General features: G+C 46.8%; 8 protein-coding genes. 3 read left to right on the top strand and 5 right to left on the bottom strand.

The features are described 5' to 3' along the window. Nucleotides 1–32: 32 nt before the first annotated feature. From K5Q92_RS04655 to K5Q92_RS04645, 3 genes are all read right to left on the bottom strand, one after another. Nucleotides 33–818: a RelA/SpoT domain-containing protein gene (locus K5Q92_RS04655; protein WP_220767888.1), complete on the bottom strand. Its 786-nt coding sequence runs from the start codon at nucleotides 816–818 to the stop codon at nucleotides 33–35. A gap of 383 nt (nucleotides 819–1,201) precedes the next feature. After that, nucleotides 1,202–3,286, bottom strand: a complete 2,085-nt coding sequence (locus K5Q92_RS04650; RefSeq protein WP_220767887.1) for a M13 family metallopeptidase — start codon at nucleotides 3,284–3,286, stop codon at nucleotides 1,202–1,204. Nucleotides 3,287–3,553: 267 nt separating this feature from the next. Further along, the gene (locus tag K5Q92_RS04645) at nucleotides 3,554–4,081 is read right to left on the bottom strand and encodes a sugar O-acetyltransferase (RefSeq protein WP_259649499.1); all 528 of its coding nucleotides are present in this window, start codon (nucleotides 4,079–4,081) and stop codon (nucleotides 3,554–3,556) included. Between the two features lie 193 nt (nucleotides 4,082–4,274). On the opposite strand from K5Q92_RS04645, the gene rsuA reads away from it, so the two are divergent. Then, nucleotides 4,275–4,967 (top strand): 16S rRNA pseudouridine(516) synthase RsuA, encoded by a 693-nt coding sequence (gene rsuA, locus K5Q92_RS04640; protein WP_220767886.1) that lies wholly within the window; start codon nucleotides 4,275–4,277, stop codon nucleotides 4,965–4,967. A 147-nt stretch (nucleotides 4,968–5,114) separates the two neighbouring features. On the opposite strand, the gene K5Q92_RS24445 is transcribed toward rsuA, so the two are convergent. Continuing rightward, nucleotides 5,115–10,022, bottom strand: coding sequence for a S8 family serine peptidase (locus tag K5Q92_RS24445; protein WP_220767885.1), 4,908 nt, complete (start codon nucleotides 10,020–10,022; stop codon nucleotides 5,115–5,117). Between the two features lie 286 nt (nucleotides 10,023–10,308). Between K5Q92_RS24445 and K5Q92_RS04630 the strand changes: the two genes are divergently transcribed. Then, a complete protein-coding gene (locus K5Q92_RS04630; RefSeq protein WP_220767884.1) occupies nucleotides 10,309–11,253 on the top strand; it encodes a LysR family transcriptional regulator in 945 nt (314 codons plus the stop codon). An 83-nt stretch (nucleotides 11,254–11,336) separates the two neighbouring features. Here the strand turns inward: K5Q92_RS04630 and K5Q92_RS04625 are convergent, their stop codons facing one another. Beyond that, nucleotides 11,337–16,295, bottom strand: coding sequence for a S8 family serine peptidase (locus K5Q92_RS04625; RefSeq protein ID WP_220767883.1), 4,959 nt, complete (start codon nucleotides 16,293–16,295; stop codon nucleotides 11,337–11,339). Nucleotides 16,296–16,731: 436 nt separating this feature from the next. Between K5Q92_RS04625 and K5Q92_RS04620 the strand changes: the two genes are divergently transcribed. After that, nucleotides 16,732–17,634, top strand: a complete 903-nt coding sequence (locus tag K5Q92_RS04620; protein ID WP_220767882.1) for a LysR family transcriptional regulator — start codon at nucleotides 16,732–16,734, stop codon at nucleotides 17,632–17,634. The last annotated feature ends 95 nt before the right edge of the window (nucleotides 17,635–17,729 follow it).

Below are 17,729 nucleotides of genomic sequence, written 5' to 3'. Positions count from 1 at the left end.
AAAATGGGTCCTTTAAACATGCTTTGTCTGTATTAAGCTACGGCGCTAAAAGTATTTTCTTGATCACTGCGTTTATATTTTAGCCACGCTTTGTGGTACAGCTTATGGGACTCTTGGCGGAGCCGAGTGATTTTAGCTGTTTCAATGTCGCTTAAGTCTCGTTGTTCCTGCATCGCTGAGGCCTGAATCGTTTGTACCTGTTCATACACTTGGTGTTCGGCGCCACTTTTAATCTCGGCGATATCGGCAAGGTGCAACTGCACTTCGGCGATCATCTGTGATTGAGGTAGTTTGACCAAAAGGTTTAGATCGCGATATCCCGATTCTTTGGGGGCGGCAAAGCGGTTCTTAACTTGGATCAATTCGCTGTCAGACTTAAGCAAGGCAAAGGCCTGCATCAAGTTGTGAATATCGTGGCTAACGATACTGGCTCTGACGATGTCGGTCAGTTGGCTGGCATCATTATCAAGTTTATTCTGCACTTTAGCCTGCGCTCTTTCACGACTCTTAATGTCGGCTAATACAGATTGAGTATGAGACTGGGCTGTGATCCTGCTTAGCAGCTCGGCTAACTCTTGTTGTGCATCGTTGGCTTGGCTATAGAGAGTATCGAGATCGGCACTGGTCTGTCTCGGCACCTGATATTGCATAGACTGAATGGCTGTCAGGCCATCGAGATTTTTGGAGAAGGCCTGTTTGGCGGCGTAACTGCCGTTATTCTTAGTATTGCTTTGTCCATGATCGACATTATGGGCAAAGGCTGAACGGGTCGACAGTAACAGTAAGAAAATGAAAAATGTCCGTAATATCCGGTTCATAGCAGTCCTAGTTTGTGGCTGTGACTGTAATCTAACTGGGAAATGCTTAAGCTAGGCTGAATGACAAATTAACATTTGTTCATAGTGTGAGCTGTAGTGCGCGAAGGGCTGTAATAAACAAAAAGCCGTTGATGAAATGAGACATCAACGGCTTTTTAGATTTTTAATTTTAAGGAACTAGGAACTAGGAACTAGGTACTAGGTACTAGGGCGCTACGCTGCGAGGACGGGCTGCGCCCTGCTAGGAAAACCAAAAGCGTGACGGACTAAAGTCCGACCTACAACAAACACAGCTTTCCGGCTTTTCCCGTCTCGGCTTTAATCGTCTTTGCTTTTTGCATTTCCTAGAACCTAGAACCTAGAACCTAGGGCCTAACGTTTGATTACCAGATCTTTACGCGCTTCTCTGGTGCGATGTACATGGCATCGCCAGGTTTAACATCGTAAGTGCTGTAAAACTCAGGCATGTTTGATAACGCACCAACTGCACGGAACTCAGCAGGAGAGTGTGGATCGGTAGCTACGCGGTTACGCATAGACTCTTCCTTGATCTTTGCACGCCAGATCTGAGTGAATCCGATGAAGAAACGTTGATCGCCCGTTAGGCCGTCGATAACTGGCGCCTCTTTACCGTTAAGTGACTTCTTATACGCACGGTAGGCAATAGTGACACCAGAAAGGTCGCCAATGTTTTCGCCAAGAGTTAGCTCACCGTTTACGTTGAGGTCATCAAATACGGCGTAGTCGTTGTATTGGTCGACTAATGCCTTACCACGTGCGGCAAACTCAGTTAAGTCTTGTTCGGTCCACCAGTCACGCATGTTACCTTCGCCATCAAACTTCGCGCCTTGGTCGTCAAAACCATGGCCCATTTCGTGGCCGATTACCGCACCAATGCCGCCATAGTTTACGGCATCGTCAGCAGCCATATTAAAGAATGGTGGCTGTAAAATTGCTGCAGGGAACACGATCTCATTCATAGTTGGGTTGTAGTACGCGTTCACGGTCTGTGGCGTCATGTGCCACTCCCACTTACGGATTGGGCTACCGAGTTTTTCCAACTCTTTTGCATGGCTCAGTTCGCTTGCGCGTAGGTTGTTACCATATAGGTCATCGGCTTTGATGGTGAGTTTGCTGTAGTCTTCCCAGCGATCAGGATAACCAATCTTTGGATCAAACTTGGCAAGCTTATCTTTGGCCGCGACTTTAGTGTCTGCGCTCATCCACTCCAGTGAGTCGATACTATCGCCATAGGCACCACGTAGGTTTTCAACCAGTACCTGCATGCGCTCTTTTGCTTCAGGCTTGAAGTGACGTTTAACGTACACCTTACCAACAACTTCACCCAAGAGTCCGTTTACCGTTGATACGCCGCGCTTCCAACGTGGCTGCTGCTCTTGTTGGCCGTTTAGTGTCTTGGCAAAAAACTCGAAGTTTTCGGTATCCAGAGCTTCGCTCAAGCTGCCTGCTGCATGGGTAAGGACTTGCCACTGCATATAGGTTTTCCAAGTCGCAAGGTCGGTATCTTTTATGACCTCGTTGAGCCCTTGAATATAGCTAGGTTGGTTGATGATGATGTCGGCTTGCTTGTCGGCATCGAGGGCGGCTAAGTAACCAGCCCAGTTAATGTCTGGTGCCAGTGTCGGTAAATCTTTTACTTGGTACTTATTGTAAGTTTTAGTGCTGTCGCGAGTTTCCACTACGTCCCAGTGCTTTTTAGCTATCTCAGTTTCCAATGCCAGAATCGCCTCTGCGCTGGCTTTTGGATTCGGCAGGCCTGCTAAGGTGTACATCTTTTCGATGTGCTCAACATAGGCCTTACGAATATTAACGAAGCGCTCATCTTGGTTCAGGTAGTAGTCTTTTTCAGGCAGGCTAAGGCCGTATTGCCAGATATGGGTTGCATAGCGGCTTGAGTCTTTGGCATCGACATTGATGTAAAACGCCATAGGCGTGCCGCTGCCGATAATTTGGCTGCGAGCGAAGTAAGTCACTAGTTCATCTTTAGAGTTAATCGCATTAACACGTTCGAGTTCGCTCTGGATCGGCGTTACACCCAATTTGTTGAGGGTGTCAACATCCATGAATGAGTTGTATAGGTCGGCCACCTTCTGCTCATCGGTTCCGGTTTTTAAGTTGGGGGTGGCTGCTACTTCTTCGATAATGGCTTTAACATCGTCTCGTGATTTTTCACGTAGGTCGTAAAATGCACCTGTGCTGGTGCGATCGCCTGGAATAACCGTGTCTTTAATCCAAGTGCCGTTCACATAAGAGTAGAAGTTATCTTGTGGACGAACTGATTTGTCGAAATTAGCAAAGTCGATACCTGAAGTCAGTGCTTTTTCAACGGCAACGGCGGCTTCGGTTTTATCTGTGACAGGCTGTTTTACGTCAGTCGGTTCGCTGTTACATGCACTGAGGCCAACGATAAGGGAAGCGCATAAGCCCCCAACGAGTACTTTTTTCATTTTTCTTCCTTAATCTATATCGTCAATTTATTCTTGCTTTTGAGTCGAGCGAGTTGTTTTTTCTTAAAGTTCAATTGGCGTATTTATACTTTATACCTAGGCAGGTATAGAGAACGCATAAATTACATTGAGATACGCATGTTAAGGTTTTTGATGTGCTGTGAACAAGTCTGGTGCGTAAACTTATCTGTATATTCCCCCTTTCATGTGTAAGAAAAGGTTTCCTTAACTAAAAAGTGAGCAATCTTTAGTTAAAAGTGACATCGACTATAGGCTTTTTATCACTTTGGCAGGATTGCCTGCTACCACTTGTCTTGCGCTAACATCCTTAGTGACTACTGAGCCTGCTGCTATCACTGCTTCATCACCAATGGTGACGCCGGGTAAAATGATGGCGCCACCGCCTATCCAAGCTCGGTTACCGATTGTCACGGCTTTGGCGGTTTCTATGCCTCGGCAGCGTTCATCGGCATCCAATGGATGACTTGCTGTGTAGATTTGTACGTTTGGCCCAAGCATGGTTTGCGAGCCTATATTAATCGGGGCATTGTCGTGCAAAGTTGAGTTGGCATTAATAAAGGCTTTTTCGCCTAGCTTGATATTGATGCCATAACTCACGTTAAAAGGTTGCACAATGACAGCGCTTTTAGCGATATGGGGCAGTAACTCATAATCGATTTGGCCGTTAATATTCATTTTCTGGTTACGCATTTGCTGCTGATGCCAGAACTGATTGAGGGCTGGATCTAGACATTGGTAAGGAACACCTGACAGCATTTTGGCATATTCATCAATTTGTTGCGCCTTGGCTTCTAACGCACTTTTTGCTACTTGGCCTGTGCTAGGTGATTGATTCATATCTTATCTCCATGAAAATGGCTTTCCACGATACGCTTGGGGTTGCTGTTGATTCAAGCAAAACTTTGCCCTTTGGCGGCACTGGCCTCATAATGTCGTCCATTATGGTTATATAAGCTGAGTTCCTCCTGTGCGTTTAGATAAATTTATTTGTGAATCAACTTCACACTCTCGGGTTTCTGCCAAGAAAGCCCTACATCGTGGTGATGTGACTTGTAATGGCGAAGTGGTTAAAAACTCGGGCTTTAAAGTCACCGATGAGCATGAGATCCGTCTCGATGGTGAGGTGCTAACGATAATCGGCCCGCGCTTTATCATGCTAAACAAACCAGTCGATACTATCTGTTCAACCATAGATGAAGAGTATCCATCGGTGATCAGCTTGCTGGATGTGATTCGTCCTGAAGACTTACATATTGCTGGTCGTTTAGATGCCGATACCACAGGTCTGGTGTTGATCACCACTGATGGCCAATGGTCCCACAAGATCACCTCGCCTAAGAAAGAGTGTGGTAAGCGGTACCTACTGGAAACGGCAGACCCATTGAGCGAAGAGCTAGTGCAGCAATTTGCCGATGGTCTACAGCTCAATAATGAAGATGGTTTAACCAAACCGGCAGAGCTTGAGATTTTAGGCTCGAACCAAGCACGTTTGACGATTACCGAAGGTAAGTATCATCAAGTTAAGCGTATGCTGGCCGCGGTTGGTAACAAGGTCACTAAGCTTCATCGTGAGAGCGTGGGTGCGATAGAACTCGACCCTAGCCTAGAGTTGGGTGAGTGGCGATACCTTACCGATGCCGAAATTAAGTCGGTTAAGTAAATCTGTTAAATAAAGTCATGCTGATTTAAATACTGCAAAAAAAGGGCCCTCATATGAGGGCCCAAAAACAAGGTTAAGCGTTGTGAAAACAATTGGAGCAGTTACTTAACCTCAATGCTCGTTAAAGCGTTTGGTCTAACTGCGATTTTAGTGCAGCTTTCTACGACCAGCTGCGAATAAGCCTAGTAGTGCAAGACCTAGGAAGCCTAAGCTACCACCGCTCGAGTCGGTATCTTGCTCTTCAACATCTGGAGTCTCTTCCGCTGGTGGCGGAGTCGGCTCTGTGCCATCTGAGTTTACCGTGAGAGTGAAGCTAGTTTGCACTGCGTCATTAGGGAAGGCTAAGTCATGGGCCGTTACGGTCACCGTGGTGTCGCCATGCCAATCTGCGTCAGGAGTCAGTGTCACCATACTGCCTTCAACTACTGCAGTTACATGCTCTGCAGACACTTGAATGCCGTTGGCTGTGTTTTCTTTATCCTGAACCATCACTTCAAAGCTGATGCTTTCATTCTCATCAACACTCATGTCATTTAAGGCACCAATCGCAAGATTTGAAGGCACTTTTAGCACTGATGTTGTGGTGATGCTGTCGCTGCCTGTGTAATCACTGTCTACAGAGATCTGTAGATCTTGGCCTACACCCGCCGCGGCAACACGTGCAGAGAATGACACTTCAATAGCTGATTGCTCGGGGCCAAAGTAGTTAGCACAAACCACTAGACCCTCAGAGACTTTCTCATCAACATCGTTGAAGGAGTAGCTGTCACCGGTGTAGCCATAAGCTGGACCGAAGGTGCCACGTGGGCCATGGAAACCATGCAGACCAATAGAACCTAAGTGCGACTTCTTACCTGTGATCTTATCGTAAGCGAAGATAAACTCATGTTCGCCTGCAGAGAAGTTCAGCTCAGTTGATGCAATAAGCTCGAAGCTATAGCGTGCATCGTAGTCAGGGTCAAAGTTAACACCGAAGGCAAACTCTTGGCGCATGTTATCCCACTCGACAATCAGGTAGCGACCATCTGTGGTCGATGCGAGAGATACACCATCATAAGCTTCTGTCTCCATATCGAAGCCCGGTAGCATAAATCCATCACCACGCCAAAGCGGTGCAATCACTGTATCTGGGAAGAACTGTTCATCCATTGGGAAGTGCAGGGGCCAGAATAGCGGCATACTATCAAGTTGAATGAAACCCGCTGGCGAGATAGTCAGCGTGTCTTTCTCCATGTAGTCTGGATTGTTGTTGTAAAGTGGGATCCTATCGACACCGAAGATACTTAATGGCACGGTAATGGTTTCATTCGCGCGGCCACCAATGGCAAATTCAGGCTCGATGTAGGCTTCGCCATATAGGTCGAGGTAGTATGGGTTTGAACCAACAGGAACACGACAAGTCATATCATCTTCACTGGTCGTAAACTGATACTCACGTGCCTGGCTATTGCTGGCCTGCTGCATTGTAGCAAGACTGATTTGATTGCCTTCAACGGTAAGTGCATCGGCCAAGTCTTGGTTGCTGCTGCTTGCCGTTACTGAGTCAGCAATAAGCTGTAAACCTTCTGGCAGGTTTAGCTGCATGTTCACATCACGTTCTAGGCCAACCATGTTAGGTGCCATCTGAACATTAACTTGAACAATATCACCCTCTTTAGCTTGCTGCTGACTGGTGTTAATCATCACATCGTCACCAGCATGGACTAAGTTGAGCGCCATCTTGCCAAGGTTGCCCACATTGTCAGCACTATTTCCGACTTCGACTAATCCATAGAAACGATCGCCTTTAGCTGCGCCTTCTAGAGACCAGTTCATGGCTAAGTTATAGGGCTCTAAACCGTTAGTCGTTTGCGGACCAGTCACGCTTAAGTCACCATTATCCATACTTGGAATAATCGCTAAGCTTGTGGTGATGGTATCTAGTGTATCTTCTTCATCGCCCCAAGGACGTTTAAAGTTACCTAGCATCGCCCAGTAGCGACCTGGAACAGGGTTGTTGATTGCACAGTAGTCTTGTACATCGGTAAACGAATAACAGATCGCCTCGTCATACCATTCAACTAGACCATTTTCATTAAGATCCATACCGATATCGAGGGATGAAGCTGCCGCTTTATCTTCTGATACCTGCTCCCAAACGATACGTGCTGTACCTTCTGGTACGTCAAAAAAGTGCACTTTGATACCAGGGTTATCTACCATGGTTTCAGGATCTTCGAAGTTGACATAGGCCGCGCTTAGCTGGCTTTCAACCACATCACCTGCCGTTAAGCCGTGAACTTTAACATTGAGTTCTGCAATCTCTTTTGTCATTAGCTCTGGTGTCAACAAGGTACCGTTATCACGGTGGATAAGGCCCGATACGATTTCAGGAAGGTTTGAACCGCTAAAGCTTGCGATAACCGGTAGGTATTGATTCGGAACCGATTTATCTGCAGGTGTTAGGTGAACCTTACCGAACAGATCAAGGTTAGCTGAACTCGCGTTCACCGAGGTCACATCTAGCACTTTGGCCGTTACCATGATGCTTTGAGTTTCACCGGCTTTAACCATAAAGGTCTTTGGATGCACGTCTAGCTCTAAGAACGGTGCGCCGTCCATTTCAAGTACTTCTGAATCAACGGTCCACTCACCATCTTGTGTTGCGGTAAAGGTACGCATCCAAGTACAGGTGCTTTTACACTCAGCATTGACTAGATAAGGTACGTTAAGCGCTGTTACATCACCGCCTTCCATTGGGTTAGCTGCGCGGTAGTTGTCACCGTTCTCATCCATGACAAGACCCGCTTTTACCGCTCTAGCCACATTGATGACGCCGCTACCCATTTGATGGAAACTGGCAGTTTCCAGTGTTGGTGGATAATCATTGTTATAGGCTTTGCCTGATTGTGCCGTCATCATCAATGCTGACTGGATCATCGCTGGCGTCCATTGTGGATGCGCCTGTGTTAGCAAGGCCAGTGCACCCGCAACATGAGGACCTGACATCGAGGTACCGCTGATTGCCACATAGTCGCTTGGTGCTGGATACAGGCTAAATGGCATTTCATCTGAGTAGGCGGCAAAAACATCGACACCCGGCGCAGATACGTTAGGCACCATAGTATTTGGGTTCGTTGTGCTTGGCCCACGAGATGAGAAGTTAGCTAAGATATCGGCTTCACGTTCTGTGGTGGTGATTTCAGATGCGTAGATACTGAGCTGAGGTGCTGTCTCTGAGTTTGCTACCCAGTCCACAAGCGCATTACCCGATGCCATATCGATGTGCATACCTGGGATTGGGAATGGGTTTAAGTTAAGACTATTACCGCCTCGACCATCATCCCAAGAGATAGCGTTATAAAGGATTACACCGCCAGCGCCGCCTTCGGCAACGTTAACGCCTTTTTGTACGCGGGCAATATCACCACGCTTACATAGGACAATATCGTCACTTTCAAAGGTGCCTTCTGCAAACGGCTCTAAACACAGTTCATCGCCAAAATCTGCTGCATCGACTAAATTACCGGTAAAGTCGCCTGTGATCCCGTAACCTTCGATATCTTCAGGTGCATTGGCACCCACATAGTCACTGATGCGACCCGCAACAGGCTCAATTTGACGGCCATGGGTACTTGCAGCAACAGAGGTTAACCAAGGTGATACGTGGTCGATATAAGATGGACCATATTGGCCCCAGTTACCTGCCGATGCAGCAACTGAAATACCGGCTTCACGTGCAGATAGGAATGCCATTTCAATGGCATCGTACCAAGGTAAGCTTTCAAGACCACCAATTGAGAAGTTAATAACGTCCACGCCATCAACAATCGCATCTTCAATTGCCGCAACAAGTGCATCACCAGGACAACCACCATAGGTCTCACCAAATGAGCCACCACCAGGGTAACAGACTTGGTAGGCAATAATGTTGGCGCGAGGGGCAACACCAGAGATCTCTGGGAAGACTAATGGGGTATCGAAACCATCAGACTTCTCTGTGATCCCTGCTAGCTGAAAGGCGACATCGTGTAGAACGTTACCGGCAACAGTACCTGCAGTGTGTGAGCCGTGGCCGTTGTAATCTTCACCGTTTGGTGCTCGTTTATAATCAACTTCCCACTCTGGAATATCGGGTTGGAATACTGGGTCTTTAAAGGTATCAGTAATGATATCGTATGAGCGTACACCGATAAGTTTGCTATTACACATGTTTGGATATTCAACACAGTCACCGACGAAATTGCCTTCGCCGAGTGGATTGCTATGAACGTAACCATCGCCAGAAACGGCCGCAAAAGAAGGGTGATCTGAGTTAATACCGGTATCGATAATACCGGCAACGATACCTTCACCGCGCATCTCTACGCCATCGGGTACTCCGTTACCTTGCCAAACCATATCTGCGCCAATGTGCTTAGGGCCGACATCGGTAAAGAGTTTGTATTCTTTAGCGCGAGTCACAGCTTTCACACCAGCCAGCTCGGCAACTTTAGCTGCTTCTTGTTGGCTTAGAGTCATAGTCATGCCGTTTAGCGCAACGTTAAAGCGGCGCTTGATCTCGGCACGTGGTGCGACCGCTCTGATCTTGCTTGCGGTTAAGTCTTGAGTCTCAGTTAAGAAGTTACGGTAGCTCTTAACGGCTTGGCTCTTAACATCGAGTGTACCGAAGCGCTCACTGCTACGCATCGATGGTTGCTGACTACGTGGAGAGGTTGCTGCAAACTCAGGTCGCTCACCTTGATACAGTGCAATAGGCGCATCCATTAACTGAATAATGTAGGTGTGTTCGCCTTCAATTTCATCTTCCCATACAAACGGGGCTTTATGGCTGCTGCCTTTGGCGGCACGGTGCACGTTCATACCGACTTGGCCTGGACGGTTTGCTTGATTGACACCAGGGTGTTTTGGCTTGTTTTTATATTGTTCGATTTGCTCTGGTGTAAGCTTTATGCCGATGAGTTCACTATTACCACCATTGGTGGTGTCTATGGATAGAGGGTTCGCGACTAGCGTCCCTAACCCAGTAGCATATAACGCAGCCATGGTGACTACGCTAATTTTCTTGAGTTTCATGTTCCATTCCTTGTTGTTTGTTGTTGCAAAGTTGTTAATTTTGCACTTTGTTTTTACGGTAGCTAGCTGTTAACGGCTAATGTGTTATACGTATGCTTCGATACGCATTCTGTATACATCTATGAGGGAGCCATTCTTTATTTTATGTATAACAACGGGTTATGTTTTTTATGGTTGTTTGCTTTTTTTAGGCTTATCGATACAAGTTGTAACAGCCGCTTACTTGTCCATTATTTTTAACCTGAGTATGTTGTTAATCTGTTAATGGATGACTTTCGGATGAGTCTTGATTGAATTTAGACATTTAAAAAATTTTACTGTGTTAGCCAGAGAGGGGAATTACCAAAAGGCGGCGCAGCGACTGAACCTAGCACAGCCGTCACTGACTCGGAGTATTCAGCGTTTGGAAGGGTTGCTTGGGACAGAGCTGTTAATCCGTGGTCATCAAGCGATGTCGTTGACGCCATCGGGTGAGCTGGTGCTCAATCATAGTGAAAGCATCATTCAAGGTGTCGACACCTTGCGAAAAGAGTTGCAGTACCTGCAGGGAAAAAGCAGTGGACACCTTGCGATAGGGACGAGTCCAGTTCCTGCGAACACCATACTTGGGCCTGCCATAGGCCGTTTTATCGATCGCTACCCCGATGTGCATGTTGAATTGGGAGAGGGGACTTGGCAGGCTAACTTAGTCAAATTGCTTCAGGGAAAATTATCTCTGTTGGTGACAGATGTTAGAGGAGAGGAGATAGGCCACGAAGCCTTAGTTCAATGTTTTAACCTACCCACCTATAACGCCGTTTTCTGTGCCAGAAAAGATCACCCCCTTGCACAGCGTGATAGCTTGAGTTTAGAGGATATTCGCCAATACCCCATCGCCATACCGAGGAATTTACCCGCAGGCGTTGTTGATATGTTTGGTGATCTCTTGTTTGAGTATCGAAGTGATTTTGCAGGGCTTTTACATTATGACGCTTTTCCGCCGATTAAGGCGGCCATGCAGCATTCGCAGATGTTAGCCCTAACCCCTCAGGTGGCGTTATTCGATGAAGCGGTAGCGGATGAGTTACATATTTTTAAACCCGTCGATATGCCACAGTTGGATGTGTGTTTTAGTGTGGTGATGCTACGAAGTCAGGCGAGCGTTGCGGCTAAGCGTTTTTTACAGTTGATGCTTGAGAATGGAAATGGGTATATAAAAAAACAAAGTAACCCGTTTTGTAACCAGCCTTAGGTCAATATTCATAATTAGATATTTCGAAAAAAGGGCCCGCAAGGGCCCTTTTGATGACTTCCATTTATTTTTATTACGTAAGCCTATTGATACTTTCTGCGACCCGCAGCTAGCACTCCGAGTAAGGCTAGCGCTAAGAAGCCTAAGCTACCACCACTTGAATCTGACTCTGGTTGCTCATCTGGCGACTCTTCTGCTGGTGGCGGAGTAGGCTCTACCCCATCAGAATTTACCGTTAGCATAAAGCGGGTTGACGCTTGATCCGAAGGGTAAGCCATATCATGCACCGTAACGGTAACTTCAGTTGTGCCATGCCAATCGTTGTCAGGCGTGATAGCAAAGCTGTCACCGTTAATCGTTGCTGTGATATTTTCACCGCTAACTATGATGCCGTTTGCAGTTCCTTTCACATCGTTGTACATCACGGTTATGCCTTCAAGCGTGGTATTTTCCTCCATTGTCATATCAGCTATAGGTGCAAGTGTAATATTACTTGGCGCAGCCAAGTTATGGGTGATAGTGAGTAACTCCGAGTCTGCATATTGGCTTGCGACTATCAGTGAGTTTTCGTTACCAATAGCGGATGCCGATACACGAGCAGAGAACTTAAGTGATACAGCTGTCTGCTCTGGACCACGGTAGTCGGCGCAGACAACCGTGCCCGCCGACACTTTTTCGTTTACATCTTTGTAGGCAAACCCATCGTTAAGCCATCCAAAGGCAGGCCCCATGCTTGCGCGCTCGCCCCAATATCCGTGCAGACCGATAGAGCCGAGGTGATCGTTGTTAGACTCTAGTGTCTTGTATGCAAAAATAATTTCAGGGGTTTCAGCATCGAAGCTGATATCTGTTGCAATAATGGTTTGCACATTGAACTTGGCATCAGGATCCGGGTTCGAGTTTCCGCTCAAGAATGCGCTCCATTCTTCACCACCATCCCACTGGAAAATATAGTGCTTATCTGTAATGGCACCATAAACGACATGCTCATAGCGGAAAGTCTCCCAGTTTAATCTTGGCTCGGGCATTCTCACATCACCACGCCACAGAGGAGCGACCATGGTATCGGGGAAGGTTTGGAAATCGTCATCGAACGGCAGATTCATATTCCAGAAGTCAGGCATAGGATCAAACTGTACATAACCAAAGGGCGAAATCGCGAGAATATCTTGACCAAACACTTCTGGATTACCGTAAAGCGGTACATGGGGTAAGCCGCTCTCACTCAGTGGGATGAATACCGTTTGATTCGACAGGCCTGAAATTCCCATATGATTGAAACCCTGCATAGGCAGATCATAGAAGGTCTCATCGTCACCATAAGGTACCTTACAGGTGGCATCGCTAAGGTTAGTGGTAAACACATAGTGGCGTGGCATGTCACTTGATGAAGGTTGAGTGGCATTCACGCTAATGTCATTGCCTTCGACCATGAGTCCATCTGTGTAGTTACCGACACCACCCACACTGACTGAGTCTGTGATCAGTTGCATGCCATCACTTAAGCTCGCATTTAGACTAAACTCCCTTTCTCCTGCCAGTAAGTTGGGGGCTAAATTAACCACAAAGTCGACAATATCCCCTTCTTTAGCGGCAGTTTGCGAGGCGCTAACTTCTGTGTCCGTACCAAAGTGTTGTAGCTTAACGGCAAAGTCACCCAAGTTTGTGGCGTTGTACTCGTCACTGCCCATCGCAACCACGCCGTAGTAGGTATCGCCTTCAACGGCTCCTGGGAGGTTATAGTTGAGCTTGACTTGATAGGGCGTTAAGCCATCGTTGGTTGCAGGACCTTCGGCACTAAGGTTGCCGTCATCTTCTCCTCCAACTATGCCTAAGCTTAGTGCAAACTCATCGGCAAGATTTTTTTCATCCTCATAGTCAAACTTCCAGTTTGCGGCAATGGCCCAGTATCTGCCAGGAACTGGGTTGTTGATGGCACAGAAGTCACCATTATCGGTCCATGAATAACATAGAGCTTCATCTAGCCATTGAATATCTTCGTCGCCATTTACATCCATACCTAAGTCAATAGAGGTATAGGCATGTTTAGGCGCTGAAAGCACTTCCCAGACGACACGTTTTGTCCCTTCTGGCACATCGAAGAATATGACTTTAGCACCACCATCTTCGATCTCTTGGCGTGTGAAACCGTCTGAGTACATTCTGACTTCGGCACGTTGAAGCTCTGCATCGTGACGCTCACCTTTACTTAGACCAAAGACTTGGGAATTAAATGACTGGATTTCTGCGGTATTAAGCATTGGCGTTAGGGTGTGCCCTTGTTCTCTATGGATAATGCCTGAAACCTCAGAGGGAAGGGTGTCGCCGCTATAACGCACACCGACAGGAAGGTGCTGATTAGGTAAGGCGCTATTACTCGGTGTCAAGGATACAGCCCCTGATAGCTGAATGACTGAGGAGTTAGCTCCGATAGCTTCAATTTGTAACACTTTTGCTTTTAAGCTGATTGTCTGAGACTCGCCGGCTTGCAGAGTAAATTGCTTTGGCGAAACCTCGAGCTCTAGCATTGGTGCGCCGTCGATTTCAAGTGGGTTGGCATCCACACTCCAAGTACCGTCTTGGGTTGCGGTAACCGTCCGCATCCAACTACAAGTGCCTGGGCAGCTATCATGATAGAAGTAAGGCAGGTTGAGAGTATGGATGTTACCGCCATTATTTGGATTCGCAGCGCGGTAATTTTCGGCTGTCTCATCGAGTAGTAATCCAGCTTGATTAGCTCGTGAAACATTAATGACGCCGCTACCAGCATCGCTATGACCTGCATCGACAGGATCGAATGGGTAGCCATCACGTGAACGGGTTACTCCTTCTAGTGAGGCGGTCGTCATTAGAGCGGACTGGATCTGAGCGGGTGTCCAATTAGGATGTGATTGACTTAGTAATGCCATAGCGCCGGCAACATGTGGCGCAGCCATCGAGGTACCGCTAATGGCGGCGTAATCGGCTGGCATACCATACATGCTAAAGGGCATTTCATCGGCCCATGCGGCATACACATCGACACCGGGTGCAGCTACGTTGGGTGACATGACATCGGGCGCTTCTAGGTTAGGGCCACGGGATGAGAAATCGGCCACATAGTCGGCATTCCGCTGACTAAGGAACACTTCAGAAGCGGTAATCGTTAACGAGTGATCGCTTCCAGAGGCTAGCCAATCCTGTAGTCCAAAATAACCATTAGCATAGTTACCAGCGTAATTACCGTTATCTATGTTAATGCCTGGGATTGCGTAAGGGTCGTTATGAACGGGATCTGCGTAACTCGCATTCCAGAGAATAAAGCCTCCTGCACCACCGGATTGAACATTAGTCGCCTTGGTCACCCGGGGGATATCACCGCGCTTACACACAACGATAGGGGCTGTTGAGAAAGGTGTGCCTTGTGGATCGGTGTCGAAGAAACCTTCTGGGAAGGGATCATTACACTTTTCATATTCGTTGCCGTAGGCTTTAGCTTCTATCACTGGGCCTGTATATTCCCCAGAGATCCCCGCCCCCTCTAGATCTGGAAGAGGCTGGTCGCCCCCCGTAGCAGCAGTAATCATCTTGCCTTCAACGCTAATCTCTCGCCCGTGGGTACTTGCGGCGACAGAGGTTAACCAAGGAGAGAAGTGATCGATTGCGCCACGTGCTTGGCTAGCATATTGTGGTGCGTAGGAGTTCCCCGCCGATGCGGAAACAGAGATTCCCGCTTCACGAGCCGCAAGAAAACCAAGCTCCATAGGATCATCCCACGGGAAAGTACCAAAGGTGCTGCCTATCGAGTAGTTAATAACGTCAACACCATCAGCTACCGCATCTTCAATACCTGCAAGTAGTGCAGAGCCCGGACAACCGCCATAGCCATCACCATAGCTGCCATCGCCTGGATAGCAGACTTGATACATGATGATATTCGCTCTTGGAGCCACCCCTGAAAGATGCTCAAATTGCAAGCCGGTTGAGACCCCATCTCCTGTCTCACCTGGTGTTCCTAAGACATGGTCAACATTAAATAGCTCGTTACCCGCTGCGGTCGATGCGGTATGAGAACCATGGCCATTGTAGTCTTCACCATTTTGCGGACGCTTAGGTTCGGTAATATTCCAAGAGGGTTGATCTGGCTGGAATGCGCCGTCCATGTAACTGTCGGTGATACTTTCATAGGAGCGAATGCCGATAAGCTTGTCGTTACACATGTTAACAAACTCGGCTTTCTCACAATCGCCTAAATAGTGGTTATAACGTGTAGGCATTTGATGGATGTAACCGTCACCAGCCACCGCTGCAAAGGAGGGATGGTCACTATTGATACCCGTATCGAGGACGCCGATAACTATGCCTTCACCTTTGTATTTATCATCTGCAGCAGAGCCCGTCCACAATCCATCTGCTGCGATATGCTTTGGCCCTGTATCACTATGAAGTTCATAGCGCTTTTCTAGACTCACATTACGTACACCTGGCTCCTGAGCTAGTCTTGCCGCTTGCTCTTGCGTCATTTTTATGGCCATACCGTTAAAGGCCAAGGTATAGCGGTTTTTGAGTTCTGCCTGCCCAGATATCAAGGCTAAAACAGAGTCTTGCTTTTCGGTGAGGTAACGACTGTAGCTCTTAACTGCACTGCTTTGTACATCTAGCTTATTGTGTGCTCTGGCATTAAGCATGACTGGCACACTATTCATCGTGGGAGAGGTTGCTTGATAATGTGCAGTCCCTCCTCGATATAGAGAGACGGGTTTATCGCTTAGCTCTACAATGTAGGTTTGTTCGCCGATTAGCCCGGCTTGGTATTGAAACGGAACCTTCCTATCTGTCGATGTTGCTATGGCACGATGAACGTTTTTGCCCATGTTGTTTCTGGCTGCATCGATACTGCCATTACGTTGCTTACGGTTTTTTATATCCTCATTATATTTAAGTATCGCATCGGTGATCTCGATACTGCGTATATTGTCATCAGTGCTTGAGCTGGCCGCCGCCCCAGCACTGGCGGCATAAATCGCCGCTAGGGTCATCAAACTTATTTTTTTTATTTTCATTGTTCTGCCTTTTGGTTGTATTTGTGCAACCCAATTGTTAATCGTTTGTTGTTTTTATGGCCAATAGTCAGAATGAATGCAGTGATAGCTAATAGGTATTTCAGTTTTTTTTATGAAGAATATGTTCAGTTTTTGGTTGAGTTATCTTCGCCTGTGTTTGCAAAAACGTCTCGCTATCGAGTTTGTGGTATTGAAATATCGATGTTTTATGCCGTTGAAATGGCCTAAGTCTGGGATGGTTACAATTGATACAAGTTGTAACACTTTGGCGAGGCAAAGCTTGAGTTGATGTTATATCTGGAATAGTTTGTTAGGGCTGCTGGGTTAAGTTGGCTTAATCGAGGGTTAACCTTCAACTGGTATGATCTATTTATTAGCTGAAGCTAATGACGCGTTTGAGTTTATTTAGATTAACGAATTTTTGTTGGGTGAGTATATGGAGTTAAGGCATATAAAACACTTTGTGGCGCTGGCTGAATGTAAGAGCTTCAGTGTTGCTGCAGATAAGTTAGCCATTACTCAACCCTCTTTGACACGCAGTATTCAGAAGATGGAGCAGAACCTTGGGGTGCAGCTATTTACTCGTGACTCACGTCATGTCAAGTTAACCTTTCATGGGGATCTAGTCTTAAAGCATAGTGATAAGATATTGAGTGGTGTACACCTACTTGAATCTGATATTAGAGTTAATAGTGGTAAATCAATCGGTAAGTTGGTTATTGGTGGTGGCACGCTAGCTTCAAGTAATATATTGAGTGAGATCCTTAGTGAGTTTTCAAGATACTCTCCGTCGATCAGTGTTGAGTTACGAACGAGAGACGTTAGTGAGTTGAGTGAATTGCTTTCTAGAGGGGAGTTGGACCTGTTTGTTTCTGAAACTAAAGTTACAGGCTTCGATAAACGAGATGATTTAGAAGTGATTAACTATTGTCACTCTCACGGTGTTTTTTGTTGTAGGCCTGAGCACCCACTCATTAGAGAGGTGAACCTTTATACACCGAGATTAAAAGACTTCCCAATTGCCTTGCCTCGCTCTACCACCCATGAAATAGAAAACCAGTTTGGCGATCTATTTGATTCAAGTCGGCAGGCTTTCTCTGGTCTACTGAGATTCGAGATGTTTCAATCTATACGGTTGCTGCTTTATAACAGCGATATGATAGGTCTTTTACCTCAAGTGACTATTGAGGACGAGTTAGAAGCTGGACGGTTAGTGCTATTAAACGTCAAAGATATGCCTCATATAAATGTGGATTATGGTGCCGTTTATTTAAAGTCTCGTGCTTTAACTCCTGCAGCAAAGGAATTTCTCTCCTTTATTGGCACCGCGGCCAGTTAGACTAGGCGCCTCTTTTCTGGCAAAGCTCTAAAGAAAAAAAAGGCTGCAACTCATAGTGGTTGCAGCCTTTGTTATTTGCATGAAGAAGTAAAGCT

Origin of the sequence: Shewanella sp. MBTL60-007 (assembly GCF_019654915.1) — a bacterium.
GTDB lineage: Bacteria > Pseudomonadota > Gammaproteobacteria > Enterobacterales > Shewanellaceae > Shewanella.
Note: the sequence above shows the minus strand (reverse complement) of the source record. Positions and strands in the feature narration are given on the sequence as shown.